Raw genomic sequence first — 14463 nt, forward strand, 5'->3', positions numbered from 1 at the left:
TAAGAAATGAGAAATTCATGTCTAAAAAACTTTGAAATAAAGGCTTTCCGAGTAGATTTCTTTCTACCAGGTTCGGAATGGCGGTAGAGAGGTGTCGGGAAGACCTTTGCTTTTCTTTGTTCGTTTGTTGCAGGGGTGTTTCTTGAGAATGAGGTGGAATTTGTAGAGTTGCAGTTTGTGTGTTCTGTCTAAAATATGTACCTTTGGCGCGCATTACGGGGGCCATTCTCCGATGCACCGAGCCCACTTCTCTGGGGCAAAAAGATAACCCATCATTCTGAACAGACAATGAAACATGCTTTTTATAAAACGCTGATGCTTGCCGTGTTGCTGCTCTTCTCGATATGGATGGCGGTGGCACAAACGGGAGCGAGTGGCAACGACAGCACTGCAAGCGTCGATAAACGAACAGCTACCACAGAGACGAGTGCCGGAAAAGACTCGGCCGGCAGTGAAACGCTGCTTACCCAGGCCGCGACAGATGCGCCTCTGGCCGACGGAGAGGCTGAGGAGGAGATGGGATGGCACCAGTCTCTGAAAACGAAATTTATCGAAGGCAACGCCGGTTTTATGTCGCTTGTGGCCCTGGCACTGGTGTTGGGACTGGCATTCTGCATCGAGCGCATCATCTATCTCAGTCTGTCTGAAATCAACGCCAAGCGTTTTATGGCCGATTTGGATCGGAAAATCGAAGCCGGTGACATCGAAGCTGCTAAAGATTTGTGCCGTGATACGCGCGGACCGGTGGCTTCTATCTGTTATCAGGGCTTGCTGCGCATTAACGAACGTATCGACAATATCGAGCGTTCGGTGATTTCTTACGGTTCGGTTCAGGCCGCCAATCTCGAGAAAGGTTGTTCGTGGATAACGCTTTTCATCGCTATGGCTCCGTCGTTGGGCTTTCTCGGGACGGTGATCGGTATGGTGATGGCGTTCGACCAGATAGAACAGGCCGGCGACATCAGTGCCCCTGTAGTAGCATCGGGCATGAAAGTGGCCCTCATCACCACCATTTTCGGCATTATTGTAGCCCTGATTCTTCAGATTTTCTACAACTATATCCTCTCGAAAATCGAGCATTTGGTGGCACAGATGGAGGAATCGTCTATCTCGCTTCTTGATTCGATTATGCGGCATCAATCTTCAAAATAACCCCTCTATGCAACGCTTCCGTTGGACAACCGAACGCATTTCGCAGCGCATCTTCTATGTCTTGGTGGGGCTTATCCTCGCACTTTTTGCGCTGTTCTACCTCGTGGGCTACGATCTTCCTTATCTTTTCAACCCCGATCTCAACGCTCCGCTCTTCACGGGGAGCATCGTTGGACTGATGATGGCACTGCTGGCAGTGACCGTGGGCTTTTGTTGCTGGGGGGTAACACGGAGTGTGCGGATGCGAGGAAAAGGTGGCCGGCGGGTGAACAACATCCCGGTGAAACGGATTTCGTATGCCGTGGCAGGTTCTTTGGTGGGGATGTTGGGGCTGACTTTCCTGTTGGGGTCGTCCAAGGAGATGGTGGTCAACGGTCAGCCTTATGCTGACTGGCTTTGGTTGAAAGCATCGGATATGTTCATCGCTACGGCTACGCTGCTGCTTGTCGTAGCCATTGCGACGGTGTTGTTCGGTGCTACGCGCTATTATCGAAAGCGATAACCCATTGAAGGGTAAAACCGCTGTGAGTAGAGAGAACCAGACAGACCGTGCTATATATAAAAAGGTGTAGTTTATGTTTCGCAGAAGAAAACGCATCGTTCCTCAATTAAACGCGACATCGACAGCAGACATCTCGTTTATGTTGTTGATATTTTTCCTCGTCACCACTTCGATGGATCTTGACAAGGGACTTACACGCAGGTTGCCGCCGGCGGAGAAGCCTCAACAGGAGGAGAGTCGCGTGAACAAAAACTCGTTGCTCGTGCTGACGATAACGGCCGACAATCGGCTGCTCGTCGATGAAGAACTCTGCCTGCCGAGCGATTTGAGGGGGCGAATTGAGGACTTTGTGCTGCGCCAAGGCCGGAATCATATGATTCAAATACAAGCCCATCCCGAGGCTACTTACGATGCTTATTTTCATGTTCAGAATGCTATTGCTGCGGCTTATGGCCGTCTGCGCAACCGATTGGCCATGAAGATGTATAATCGTCGCTATGCTGTCTGCTCGCCGGAAGAGAAAGAAAACATCGCAAAAAAATGCCCGCAGCGTGTGTCGGAAGACTATCGCATGGACGAGAAAGGAGGAACCCATGCCCATCCGACGGAATAAACCGCGACAGATGCCGACATTGAATACTTCGTCGTTGCCCGATTTAATTTTCACGGTGCTGTTTTTCTTCATGATTGTCACCCACATGCGTAAGGTAACAGTGAAGGTGCGCTATCGCGTTCCGCAGGGGACAGAACTCGGTAGGCTTGCTAAGAAGTTGACCTTGTTCTCTCTCTACATCGGAAAGCCTATCGGTAGCAAACCCACCGACGGGGATGCACCCACGCTGATTCAGTTGAACGACAAGCTGATGTCGGTCTCTCAGGTCACCGACTACCTGGTGGCCGAACGTAGTAGAATGTCGCCCGAGGAGGCACAACAACTAACAGTGGCCATCAAAGCTGATAAAGACACGAAGATGAAAACCATCACCGAGGTAAAACAAGCCCTGCGGCGAGCTGGAGTTCCGCATATCAGTTATTCGGCGGTGAAAGGACGTAGTCGAGAGGCGGCAAGTAAGGAGAGAGGGAGCAAGAGGTAAGGATGTCGGCGGGGTGTAATTCTTCGTTCTTTATGAGACATTCACACGCTTTTTGCCTATCTTTGCACGGAATTTTGAAATAAGAATCAATCGAAATAACTTATGAGCAAACAAGTAGAGAAAATCAAAGAGCTGGTCGCTAAGCGCGGACAGGCTCGGCTCGGTGGTGGCGAAAAGGCTATCGAAAAACAGCACGCACGTGGTAAATATACTGCTCGTGAACGCATAGAGATGCTGGTAGATGAGGGTAGCTTTGAAGAATACGACATGTTTAAGCTACATCGCTGCCACAACTTCGGCATGGAGAAGAAACAATATTTGGGCGACGGCGTTGTTGCAGGTTCGGCAACCATCGACGGTCGCCTTGTTTATGTCTATGCACAGGACTTTACGGTGAATGGCGGCTCGCTGTCTGAAACGATGTCTCAGAAGATTTGCAAAATCATGGATATGGCAATGACGATGGGTGCACCCGTTATCTGCATGAACGACTCGGGCGGTGCTCGCATTCAAGAGGGCATTTGTGCGCTGGCAGGTTATGGAGAGATCTTCGAACGCAATATTCTTGCCAGTGGTGTGGTGCCGCAGATCTCGGCCATTCTCGGTCCGTGTGCCGGCGGTGCGGTCTATTCGCCCGCACTAACCGACTTCACTTTGATGATGGAAAACACGTCGTATATGTTCCTTACTGGTCCGAAGGTGGTGAAATCGGTGACGGGCGAAGATGTCGACTCCGAGAATCTCGGTGGCGCATCGGTGCATGCAACGAAAAGCGGTGTGACTCATTTCACGGCCAAAACCGAAGAGGAGGCTATGGAGATGATTAAGAAACTGTTAAGCTACATCCCCTCGAACAACACCGAAGAGGTTCCGCGTGTGGAGTGTTCCGATCCGATCAATCGTATGGAAGACAGCTTGAATGAGATTCTTCCCGACGATCCCAACAAAGCTTATGATATGTATCGGGTGATCGGAGCTGTGGTAGACAACGGCGACTTCTTCGAGGTGCAACCCAAGTTTGCCAAGAACATCATCACGGGTTTTGCCCGCTTCAACGGTCAGAGTGTAGGAATCGTGGCCAACCAGCCCTCGGCCTACGCCGGTGTTCTTGATGTCAACGCCTCGCGCAAGGGAGCTCGCTTTGTGCGTTTCTGCGATGCGTTCAACATCCCTATCGTGAGTCTGGTAGACGTTCCCGGGTTCTTGCCTGGAACAGGTCAGGAGTATAACGCCGTCATTCTGCACGGTGCGCAGTTGCTTTACGCTTATGGCGAGGCTACGGTACCCAAGATCACGATCAATTTGCGCAAGAGTTACGGTGGAAGTCACATTGTGATGGGCTGTAAACAGCTACGTTCCGATCTGAACTTTGCCTGGCCCACGGCCGAAATTGCCGTTATGGGGGCATCGGGAGCTGTGGCTGTGCTCTGTGCCAAAGAAGCAAAGGCTAAGAAAGATGCGGGCGAAGACGTTCGGGCGTTCCTTGCCGAGAAGGAAGAAGAATATACCGAGATGTTTGCCAATCCGTATCAGGCAGCGCAGTATGGTTATATCGACGATGTAATTGAGCCGCGCAACACGCGTTTCCGCATTTGTCGCGGTTTGGCTCAGTTGGCCACTAAACGGCAGAGTCTGCCCGCCAAGAAACATGGATGCATGCCGATGTAAGTGAGAATTGATAAGTGACAACTGACAATTGAAAATTGACAATTGATAATGAAGGCAAAAGATAAGAACATCTATGCGGCAATTGCCCTGGCTCTACACGAGTTTAAAGGCAATAACGTGCACGATAAGGAACCGGGCTTGATTACCATTCAGCGACGTGAAAGCCTGTGGAATGCAAAATTCATTTCAATGACCCAAAAACCATCAACAAGATGAAAGAATATAAATATACGATCGACGGTAAGGAATACAAAGTGACCATTGGCGATGTTGAAGAGAACGTTGCCCACGTGACCGTCAATGGCGAGAGCTTCGAGGTTGAAATGGAGCCAGAAGCTGAACCCGAGAAGAAGAAAGTGGTGCTGGGTGCACCCACTGCTCAGACCGAATCGGCAGCAGAAGAAGGTGCCTCGACAGCGAATGTGAACACGGCGAACGCCATCAAGGCTCCGTTGCCCGGCGTGATTACCGAGGTGAAGGTAGCCGTCGGCGATGAAGTTTCGGCAGGTGACACGCTCGTGGTGCTCGAAGCCATGAAGATGGCCAATAACATCGAGGCCGAGAAGGCCGGTAAAGTGACTGCCATCTGCGTAAAACAAGGCGAGAGCGTGATGGAAGACACACCGCTCGTGGTGGTGGAATAATTCCTCCTCGGTAGCCCTTGCACAGATCTCGTGCAAAGGTTTTACCCAGAAAGAATAAAAGGACAGATGCTTTAGACATCTGTCCTTTTACTCTTTTCTTGAGGGGGAGATATGTTGGAGGGAACCATTTCCGAGAAGAATACGATTGTTCTGAGATAAAGAATGGCCAGAATAGTCCAACCATGAACTTCCCGTCCTACGGGATTGCTAAAATAGACTCCGCTTCTTGGGGAGAGGACGAATTATTCGTAATCGTCGACTACGTTATTGATGAAATCCATCATCGGTTTGCCGGTTTGATAGATTTTCATAAGCGGTGCTATCCAATCGTCGCCCTCGAAGAAAGAATCGGGTAGCTTCGTCCAAGCGCAATAGTCTTTGAGGCGAAGATATTGAATGAATTCATAGTCGCGCGGGAATCCGCCTGGGGCCGTTTTGAGCGAGGAGAGTCCGAATCCGCGTTCAGATTGTTCCCATGTTCCTTCGCCTGCTCGACCGAAGAGTTTTACAAAGTCAGGGTTCTCCACCCGTCGTCGCCACTCGTCGATGTTGCCCATAATTTCGTTGCGGCACGAGGTGAGGATGTTGGTGGGCAACCAATATCCGCCCACGGCTACGAGGCAATGTCCGTTTTCGAGGTGTAGATAATAACCACCGCGCAGAGCCTTTTTGCCTTTGGCACAGATGTAGGCACCGAGGTGGTTTTTATAGGGCGACTTATCGGCGGAGAATCGGGTGTCGCGGTTGAAGCGGTAGACGCAATCTTTGACTTGTAGGTGGGAGATCTCGGGGTCGAATTTGCCGATGGCGGCAAGTACTTTCTGGACGCCTTGCTCGAAACTTTCCCGACATGCCAGATATTCGTCCTTGTGTTGTTGATACCATTCGCGGTTGTTATGCGCCGAGAGATCGGCCAAATAGCGTAGGATTCTTTTTGCCTGCATAGAGTTATTTCTTTTAGTGAATCTTTCTTTTGTTTGATTGTGTCGATCTTGGATGGACGGGTGTAGATCTATTCTAGTTTGGAGCCTTTCATTCGTTTAGGACAGAAGGAGCTGAAAGGGCACTCATCGCACTTCGGGGTACGACTTTGACAGACGTATCGTCCGTGGAGCAGGAGCCAGTGATGAGCGCGATTGACGTCGTCCTGGGGGATATGTCGCAGCAGTTCCTGTTCAACTTTCAGAGGAGTATCGGCTTTTGGTGGAACGAGACCCAGGCGGTGGCTCACGCGGTAGACGTGTGTGTCTACTGCCATTGTTGGCTTTCCGAACCAGACAGCTTGCAGTACGTTGGCAGTTTTTCGGCCCACGCCCGGCAGACGGGTGAGTTCTTCGGTGGTGGAGGGCACCTCGCCGTGGAAATCGCTCACGAGCATGCGGGCCATCTCGACCAGATGTTGGGCCTTGGCGTTGGGATAGCTCACGGTTCGGATGTATTCGAATACATCGTCGACCCCGGCTTCGGCCATGGCCTGGGGCGTGGGGTAGCGACGGAAGAGGGCAGGGGTGATTTGGTTGATGCGCTTATCGGTGCACTGCGCGCTGAGGAGCGTGGCGACGAGCAACTGGAAGGCTGAAGCAAACTCGAGTTCGGTGGTGACGACGGGAGCCTGTCGGCGGAAATGTTCAAGGATGGCAGTGTATCTTTCTTCTCGTGTCATAGTGGGGGGAATTAGAAGGGTAGACCTACGGCGAAGTGGAAGGCGAAGTCGCGTTTGAGGTTGGGGTGAGCGATGGGGTAGTGTTCGCGCGAGGTGGTGTGGGCTGGGTTAATGGCTTTCATGCCCAGGTCGAATCGAAGGACGAAGTAGTCGAAGTTGAGCCGCAGTCCCAGTCCGTAGGCAGCGGCGAGTTGTCGGTAGAATCGGTCGAAACGGAATTGTCCGCCGGGTTGTTCGGCATAGTTTCGCAACGTCCAGATGTTGCCGGCATCGATGAAGAGGGCTCCGTGGAGTTTCCAGCCTAGGAATGTGCGATATTCGAGGTTGAGGTCGAGCTTCATATCGCCGGTTTGGTTAATGAAGTCGATTCGTCCGTCGGTACCTTTGAATGAGCCGGGGCCGAGTTCTCTGACGCGCCAACCTCGCACAGAGTTGGCTCCGCCTGAGAAGTATCGTTTCTCGAAGGGCAGGATCGTGCTGTTGCCATAGGGATAGGCCACGCCCAGACCGAAGTGCAGGGCGAGCGAGTTGCGGGTATCGAAGTGGAAGAGCCGGGTGAAGTCGGCATCCACCTTGGCGTATTGTGCGTAGGCGATGTTGAGGAGCGAGTATTTACCGCTGGCATTTTGCTGCATGCTGAGTAGGCGGGAGAGGGAGGCGAGAAGATTGCCGGCCGTCTCGAAGTTAAGTTTCAGCGCATTGAGTCCGTCGTTGAATGTCAGTCCGAAGCCCATTTTAAGGATAAAAAGGTCTTCGTAGTTGTATCTTAGGATGGCGTTTCGGTTACCGGCGGTGTCGATATAGTCGTGTTTAAATGTGCTACTGATCCAGGGCATGTAGACGTAGTTGATGTCGAAGAGGTCGTATCGGTAGGCGATGTGGTGTGCAGGTTCGTTCCATCGGTATCGCCAGGCGGTGGAGAAGACGCGGCGGTGGAACTCGGGGCGGTTTTGTAGGTTCCAGTTCACGGAGAGTTCTGAGGTAGCCAGACTGCGTCGACGGAAGGTGCGCGAGAGTAAGGGAGCCACGAAGCTTGGAAAGCTCAGTTTGGTTTCAACGTTGTATTCCTGATAGTCTTTGTTCTGATAGCCTTCGAGTCCGGTGATAGCTTCGTAGGCGGCGCGCAGTTGGATGCTCAGGAGCTCGCTGCCGCGGAAGAGGTTACGGTTTTCGTAGGTCACGGATGCGGCTGCCCCCAAGTCGCCGGCGGTGTTGGTGCCTTCGGGTTGGAAGGAGAGGGTGGAGGGTTTGTTGGTGCTGATATTGATGTCGCAGTCGAGTAGGGTCGTGTCGGGCAGGAGGGTGAATCGGATATTGGTATAGCGCACGGCTTGCATACGGGCGAAGTTGTTGTAGGTGCGTTGCAGGTCGGTGGCGGAGAAGGGTTGCCCTTCGCGGATGGCGGTGCTTCGTTGCAAGAGACGGGGCCGGAGGTGGATTCGATTGCTGTCGTTCGTCGAGAACCGCACTTGCCGAATGTTGTAGCGGGGGTGGGCCGTTTCGGGCGAATTGCCGTCGGCTCGGTAGCGAAGGAGATGAAGAACGAGGTCTACTTCGTTGTTGCCGTGGGTGGAATCGGCTCCGTAGACGATGAAGTCTTTGTGGAATCGGTAGTAGCCGCTGTCCGTCAGTAGTCGTGTGATACGTTTGCGTTCCTCCTCAAGGCGGGCAACGCTGAAGGGTTGGCCGGGTTGGAGGGATTGAGAAGCGGGGCGGTCGAGGCGGAGCAGACGGGCGATGGCCTCGTCCTGGATGTCGTAGCGAAGGGAGCGAATGGTGTAGGGTTCTCCGGGATGGAGGATGTAGCGCGCCGTGAGCCGTTTGCCCCTTGTGTGGGTAGAGAGTTCTACCCGGGCGTTGATGAACCCTTGATTTTGGAGGGCCGATTGCAGGTTGGCGCAGGAGAGTTGGGCCTGTAGACTGTCGTAGATCACGGGCTTCTCGCCGATGCGTTGCAATGTTCGGTTAAGCCATCGGGTGGTGTCGCGTCCCGAGAGAGCGTAGATGCCTACGGGAATTTTGAAGGCAGAGAACCATTTCGAGTTGGCTCTTTGGCGGATGTAGGCCTCGAGCGAGGAGGGATTGATGCGTTTGGTGTCTGACTTCAGTTCCACTTTTGCTAAGAGGTGCCCATCTTCGGGCACGAATTTTTCCAGACTGCATGCGTGGATGAACACTGCAACAGCCGTCCAACAGAGAAGGGCAACCCATCGGTTGTCGGTGGTAAGGATGTGGGGGATCAGTTTTCCTGAAATCTTCATTGCAGCGCAAAGGTACTCTTTTTTTGCTGAACGTCTCTCTCTGCGTTCTTCATTTTTAGCGATCTTTACTGATGCTTCTGCAGCGTGCAGAACGACCGCTGGGTGTCAGGGAAGCTTTCTGAAATGTTCAGAACGGCCGCTGGGTGTCAGGGAAGCTTTCTGAAATGTTCAGAACGGCCGCTGGGTGCCAGGGAAGCTTTCTGAAATGTTCAGAACGGCCGCTGGGTGCCAGGGAAGCCTTCTGAAATGTTCAGAACGGCCGCTGGGTGTCAGGGAAGCTTTCTGAAATGTTCAGAACGGCCGCTGGGTGCCAGGGAAGCTTTCTGAAATGTTCAGAACGGCCGCTGGGTGTCAGGGAAGCTTTCTGAAATGTTCAGAACGGCCGCTGGGTGCCAGGGAGGCTTTCTGAAATGTTCAGAACGATCGTGGAGATCCGTGGATGATTTTCCGCAGCGGGGAAACCTCCTCGTCAACTCAACAGACCCCTCACCCCCTAACTTCGGAGGCTCGGCTTCATTGATGGAACGAAAACATCCCGACCAACCTCTGTGGCTCGTCGGGATGTTGTGATGTGAAGGGATGGGGCTTAGAGTCCAAAAGACTGCTTGATGGCCTCGATTTTCTCGTCGGCCTCGCGCATACAACGTTCGTAGCAGCCGGCGCATTTCATTTCGCCTTTCACTTCAATGTAGAACTTGATCTTGGGCTCTGTACCCGATGGGCGTACCGACACTTTCGTTCCGTCTTCACAGAACCATTGTAACACGTCGCTCGTCTCGGGCATATCGATGATCGACTCTTTGCCGTTGCCGTCGATCTGAATCAATCTTTTGTAGTCTTTGAATGCGACTACTCTCGAACCGGCAATCTCGAAAGGCGGATTCTTCCGGAAACGCTGCATCATGGCCTTGATCTCGTCGGCTCCGCTCTTGCCGGGTTTCACCACGTTGATGGTGAATTCTCTCGAAAATCCATACTCGAGATAGATGTCCATGAGCAGAGTGTAGAGCGTCTTACCCTGATCTTTGGCGTAGGCGCAGATCTCGGCCAGCAGCGAGCAGGCCGAGACGGCATCTTTGTCGCGCACGAAGTCTTGCGCCATAAAGCCGTAGCTCTCTTCGCCGCCGCCGATGAATTTCTGTTTCCCTTCCGACTTGCGAATTTCATTGGCTATCCATTTGAAACCCGTGTAGCAGTCGCGCATCTCGATGTGATTTCTGTCGGCGATTTTTTTGATCACCTCCGTGGTGACGATGGTCTTGACAATAAAATCGTTGGGCTGCATCTGACCTGTCCGGATGCGGTTGGTGATGATGTAGTAGAGGAAGAGCAGGCAGGTTTGGTTACCGTTGATGAGCACCCATTCGCCCCGGTCGTTCTTGCAGGCCATGCCCACACGATCGGCATCGGGGTCGGAAGCCATCACGATGTCGGCATCGATGGCCTTGGCATCGCGCAGAGCCAGGGTGAGAGCCTCTCCGTTTTCGGGGTTCGGACTGACCACCGTGGGGAAGTCGCCGCTGCGTTCCATCTGTTCCTTCACGCAGTGCACATTCTCAAATCCCCATAGCTTCAGTGAACGCGGAATCAGCATCATACCCGTTCCATGCAGCGGCGTGTAGACGATTTTGAGGTCTTTCTGCCGTTCGATGACGGCAGGGTCGATGCTCACCGTCTTCACCTTGTCGAGGTAAATCTTGTCGATTTCTTCGCCGATGAGTTGAATCAGTGCCGGATTGCCCTCGAATTGTACGTCGGAAACCTTCACCCGGTTCACCTCATCGATAATTCCCCTATCGTGTGGAGCCAATACCTGCGCACCGTCTTCCCAGTAAGCCTTGTAGCCGTTGTATTCTTTGGGATTGTGACTGGCCGTAATGTTCACGCCGCTCTGACAACCGAAGTGGCGAATGGCAAACGAACACTCCGGCGTGGGGCGCATATCGTCGAAGAGATACACCTTGATACCGTTGGCCGAGAAGATGTTGGCCACGGTCTCGGCAAACAACCGACTATTGTTGCGGCAGTCGTGACAAACGACCACCGAGAGGGCTGTCTCCTGCGGAAAGGCTTTCTTCAGATAGTTGGCTAGTCCTTGCGTAGCCATGCCCACGGTGTAGATATTCATTCGGTTGCTGCCCACGCCCATGATACCGCGAAGTCCGCCCGTACCGAACTCCAAATCCTTGTAAAAAGCTTCGATCAGCGGACCTTTGTCGTCGCTGCTCATCATTTCTTTCACGGCAGTCCGGGTTTGTTCGTCAAACTCCGGAGTCAGCCAATGCTCGGCTTTTGCCTCGCACTGTGCAATCAGTTCAGTGTTATTTTCCATAATTTGTTATTGTTGAAAATGAATGTCTTACTTGAGTCTTTTCAGTTTCGATAGCCCTCTTCCGAGGCCTTTTGTCTCGGAGTCTCAGCTTCGCAAAATTAATAAAATAAATCAGCAATCGTTCTCTCCGCCTCCTTAATTTCAGAAAAAAGCCCGTAGACGAGGTCTTCCGTTTGACTTTCCGGTTTTTTTTCGCTACATTTGCAACTTAATTTTATTCGATTCATTTAACAACTCATCTGCAATGGAATTGTATTTTACAGGTATCATCATCGCCGTAAGCACCTTCTTGATTATCGGGATTTTTCATCCCATCGTTATTAAAGTGGAATATTATTGGGGAACTCGTCCCTGGTGGGGATTCCTTTTATTAGGACTCGTGTGCATCGCAACAGCCGTTTGCATTGCCAACGTTATCGTCTCGTCTGTCTTGGGCGTGGTGGGAGCATCATTTCTTTGGTCGATCGGCGAACTCATTGAACAGAAAAAGCGAGTGGAACGTGGCTGGTTCCCTATGAATCCCAAGCGAAAGGCAGCCTACCAAACCAAAGACGAAGAACAAAAAACAGTATGAAGGTAGAACTGATACTCGTGGGAAAGACCACGAGTAAGATTTTTTCAGAGGGCATCGACCTTTATTCTGCACGCATCAACCATTATATGCCGTTTGCCGTAACGGTGATTCCCGAACTGAAAAACACGAAAAGTCTAAGCGAAAGTCAGCAAAAGGCAGCCGAGGGCGAACTGTTGCTGAAGCGATGGCAGGCAGACGATTGGGTGGTTCTGCTCGACGAGGATGGAAAAGAACTGCGCAGCCTTGAGTTTGCCTCATGGATGGAGCGCAAGAGGCAGGTATTGCGTCGGTTAGTTTTTGTGATCGGCGGTCCTTACGGTTTCTCTTCTGCGGTTGAACAGCGGGCTAACGAGAAGCTGAGCCTTTCCAAAATGACTTTCTCTCATCAGATGGTACGACTCATTTTCACGGAGCAGCTGTATCGGGCGTGCACCATTCTCAAAGGCGAACCTTACCATCACGAGGGCTAAGGATCGAAAAAGGCGAATCCCTTTTTCCTTTTGCTCTTCACTCTTTCCTCCTTTTTTCTTTTATAAATATAACAAAAGCGGATGCGCCTATTGACGCATCCGCTTTTGTTGGGTGGCTAGTCGGGTTCGAACCGACGACATTCAGAACCACAATCTGACGCTCTAACCAACTGAACTATAGCCACCGTTTAGAAGTTCATTATCTGAATTCGCTTGCAAAGGTATTGTTTTTGCCCGATACCTGCAAATTTTCAGATGTCTTTTTGTGTGAAAGTCTATTTTATCGACCTACTTCTTGCTGCGAATCTCGGCCAAAGCCTTCACCCAATCGGTGTCCAAGGAGAACTGTGTAAGATAGTTGGGATTGTCATAATAGCTCAAAACCAACTCTTTATCCATGTCGTTAAAACGGCTGTTATTGATGGATGCCTCCCGAAAGCGGGTCATCACCTTTTCTTTATCGGCCTTTTTCCGAGCTTCTGTCAGCCGGCGCATGAAAAGATTCACAAAGTCGTACATGGCATAAGCCTGCACATCCAGCACCCGAACGCTACTGTCGGGCATCTGTTCTTTGGTTTTCATCGCCATATAATTTAGTTCGTCCACCTTGAACGTGGCCACTTTTCTTGCATCTAAGCTCTTGTTCTTGTCGGCGGCAACCTTCCTCGAGAGGCGCAAAATTTCTTGATATACTTCCTGGGCGGGTGCCGTGAGTGAAAGACCACACAGCATCAGAGCCGTTAAAAAAATCTTTTTCATTATCTGTCTTGTTGATTCCTGTTGTCTATTTTGCTGCTATGCGATTCTGATTCCTACTGACGAAGTCTTTCCAACCGCGATATTTGGTGTCGGTTTCGGGTCTTCCCATCTGCAAGAAGTGGCAATAGGCGGCCCCGAGTGCGTCGGTGGCATCCATGAATCTGGGCATCTCCTCTTCGTTCAGGTGTAATAGGCGTTTCAGCATACCGGCCACCTGCTCTTTGGAAGCCTGTCCCTGTCCAGTGATGGCCATCTTTATTTTCAGCGGAGCATACTCGTGTATGGGAATATCTCGGTGAATAGCCGCGGCAATAGCCACGCCTTGAGCTCGCCCCAGCTTCAACATTGACTGCACGTTTTTGCCGAAAAAGGGGGCTTCTATGGCCAGTTCGTCGGGCAGATAAGCATCGATGATGCCTGTCACCCGTTCGAAGATATGACCCAGTCGCAGGTAAGCGTCGCCCACTTTTCGCAAATCGATAATGCCCATGGCCACCATCGATGCCTTTTTTCCCACCACTTTGATGACACCATAGCCCATTACGTTGGTTCCGGGGTCGATGCCGAGAATGATTTTCTCTGTTTCTGTTTGCGCCATCTGATGGTTTTCTCTTTTTATTTAGGAGTTAAGGAGTGAGAGGAGTGAAAGGAGTTAAGACGATCGCCTTGTTCTTTTTCTCCTCGGCATTTCGTCTTTATCGCTCCATATAAGGGTTATGGGCCAGTTCCTCGCCGATGGTTGTGGCCTCTCCATGTCCAGGAAACACCTGTGTTTGGTCGGGCAGTTGCGAGAGAAACCGGATGCTTTGAATCATTTTGAACATGCTTCCGCCCTCTAAGTCCACCCTTCCGATGGAGCCTTTGAAGAGCGTATCGCCCGAGAAAGCCACGTTTTCTTCTTGGCAATAGAACACACAGCTCCCCTCGGTATGGCCCGGCGTGGGGATGATGGTGAACCGATGGTGTCCGAACGAGATAACATCGGTCTCGTCGAAATAGCGTTCCACGGGCGGGAGGTTGTCGTTCAGCTTCATGTGCAACAAAAATTCGGCCTGTTCGGGCAGTTTTTCCATTAGATAACGGTCTGCTGCCGAGACCTCGGGTTTCAGTCCGAAGGCCTCGAAAAGAGCTCCATTGCCCATGTTATGGTCGATGTGCGCGTGTGTGGCTACCAAGTGTTTGGGTACCAATTGGTGAAGGTCGATATAGTTGACAATCGCCTCGCGTTCTTCCTTATAAAAGGCACCGCAGTCGATGATGATGCATTCTCGGCTGTCGTCTGCCACCACGTAGCAGTTTTCTTGCAGCATGTTGCACACAAATTTCTGAATCTGTAGCATCGTT

The 14463-nt window shown here is 51.6% G+C and carries 16 protein-coding genes and 1 tRNA gene; 9 read left to right on the plus strand and 8 right to left on the minus strand.

Annotated features, from left to right (window positions below; genetic code table 11):
* The first annotated feature begins 288 nt into the window (after positions 1-288).
* From J5A66_RS04855 to J5A66_RS04885, 7 genes are all read left to right on the plus strand, one after another.
* Complete coding sequence (locus tag J5A66_RS04855; RefSeq protein WP_211791338.1) at positions 289-1152, plus strand: MotA/TolQ/ExbB proton channel family protein; 864 nt, start codon at positions 289-291, stop codon at positions 1150-1152.
* Positions 1153-1159: 7 nt separating this feature from the next.
* Positions 1160-1654, plus strand: a complete 495-nt coding sequence (locus J5A66_RS04860) for a hypothetical protein (protein WP_211791339.1) — start codon at positions 1160-1162, stop codon at positions 1652-1654.
* Between the two features lie 73 nt (positions 1655-1727).
* Positions 1728-2267 (plus strand): biopolymer transporter ExbD, encoded by a 540-nt coding sequence (locus tag J5A66_RS04865; protein WP_211791340.1) that lies wholly within the window; start codon positions 1728-1730, stop codon positions 2265-2267.
* Positions 2248-2748 (plus strand): biopolymer transporter ExbD, encoded by a 501-nt coding sequence (locus tag J5A66_RS04870; protein ID WP_211791434.1) that lies wholly within the window; start codon positions 2248-2250, stop codon positions 2746-2748. Before J5A66_RS04865 ends, J5A66_RS04870 begins: the two co-directional genes overlap by 20 nt.
* Before the next feature lie 102 nt (positions 2749-2850).
* A complete protein-coding gene (locus J5A66_RS04875; protein WP_211791341.1) occupies positions 2851-4416 on the plus strand; it encodes an acyl-CoA carboxylase subunit beta in 1566 nt (521 codons plus the stop codon).
* Between the two features lie 48 nt (positions 4417-4464).
* On the plus strand, positions 4465-4632 hold the full coding sequence (locus tag J5A66_RS04880) for a hypothetical protein (RefSeq protein ID WP_211791342.1): 168 nt from the start codon (positions 4465-4467) through the stop codon (positions 4630-4632).
* Positions 4629-5060, plus strand: a complete 432-nt coding sequence (locus J5A66_RS04885) for a biotin/lipoyl-containing protein (protein ID WP_211791343.1) — start codon at positions 4629-4631, stop codon at positions 5058-5060. The genes J5A66_RS04880 and J5A66_RS04885 overlap by 4 nt, the downstream gene beginning before the upstream one ends.
* Positions 5061-5302: 242 nt before the next feature.
* On the opposite strand, the gene J5A66_RS04890 is transcribed toward J5A66_RS04885, so the two are convergent.
* From J5A66_RS04890 to J5A66_RS04905, 4 genes are all read right to left on the minus strand, one after another.
* Complete coding sequence (locus J5A66_RS04890) at positions 5303-6004, minus strand: DUF2461 domain-containing protein (RefSeq protein ID WP_211791344.1); 702 nt, start codon at positions 6002-6004, stop codon at positions 5303-5305.
* A 68-nt stretch (positions 6005-6072) separates the two neighbouring features.
* Positions 6073-6723 carry an endonuclease III gene (nth, locus tag J5A66_RS04895; RefSeq protein ID WP_211791345.1) on the minus strand — a complete coding sequence of 217 codons (651 nt, stop codon included), beginning with the start codon at positions 6721-6723 and terminating at the stop codon, positions 6073-6075.
* Between the two features lie 11 nt (positions 6724-6734).
* Positions 6735-8984: a BamA/TamA family outer membrane protein gene (locus J5A66_RS04900; RefSeq protein WP_211791346.1), complete on the minus strand. Its 2250-nt coding sequence runs from the start codon at positions 8982-8984 to the stop codon at positions 6735-6737.
* Positions 8985-9570: 586 nt separating this feature from the next.
* The gene (locus J5A66_RS04905; RefSeq protein WP_211791347.1) at positions 9571-11316 is read right to left on the minus strand and encodes a phospho-sugar mutase; all 1746 of its coding nucleotides are present in this window, start codon (positions 11314-11316) and stop codon (positions 9571-9573) included.
* A 244-nt stretch (positions 11317-11560) separates the two neighbouring features.
* Here J5A66_RS04905 and J5A66_RS04910 point away from each other — a divergent pair, with 244 nt between their 5' ends.
* Positions 11561-11890, plus strand: a complete 330-nt coding sequence (locus J5A66_RS04910; RefSeq protein WP_211791348.1) for a DUF4491 family protein — start codon at positions 11561-11563, stop codon at positions 11888-11890.
* A complete protein-coding gene (rlmH, locus tag J5A66_RS04915) occupies positions 11887-12360 on the plus strand; it encodes a 23S rRNA (pseudouridine(1915)-N(3))-methyltransferase RlmH (RefSeq protein WP_211791349.1) in 474 nt (157 codons plus the stop codon). The genes J5A66_RS04910 and rlmH overlap by 4 nt, the downstream gene beginning before the upstream one ends.
* 111 nt (positions 12361-12471) lie before the next feature.
* Here rlmH and J5A66_RS04920 read toward each other — a convergent pair.
* The 4 genes from J5A66_RS04920 to J5A66_RS04935 all read right to left on the minus strand — a co-directional run bounded on the left by J5A66_RS04920 (position 12472) and on the right by J5A66_RS04935 (position 14459).
* Positions 12472-12545: transfer RNA gene (locus tag J5A66_RS04920), tRNA-His, on the minus strand.
* Positions 12546-12648: 103 nt separating this feature from the next.
* Complete coding sequence (locus J5A66_RS04925) at positions 12649-13119, minus strand: hypothetical protein (protein WP_211791350.1); 471 nt, start codon at positions 13117-13119, stop codon at positions 12649-12651.
* Between the two features lie 25 nt (positions 13120-13144).
* Complete coding sequence (gene ruvC / locus J5A66_RS04930; protein WP_211791351.1) at positions 13145-13717, minus strand: crossover junction endodeoxyribonuclease RuvC; 573 nt, start codon at positions 13715-13717, stop codon at positions 13145-13147.
* A gap of 97 nt (positions 13718-13814) precedes the next feature.
* Positions 13815-14459 (minus strand): MBL fold metallo-hydrolase, encoded by a 645-nt coding sequence (locus J5A66_RS04935; RefSeq protein WP_211791352.1) that lies wholly within the window; start codon positions 14457-14459, stop codon positions 13815-13817.
* Positions 14460-14463 lie beyond the last annotated feature (4 nt).

Source organism: Prevotella sp. oral taxon 475 (assembly GCF_018127805.1).
Classification (GTDB): domain Bacteria; phylum Bacteroidota; class Bacteroidia; order Bacteroidales; family Bacteroidaceae; genus Prevotella.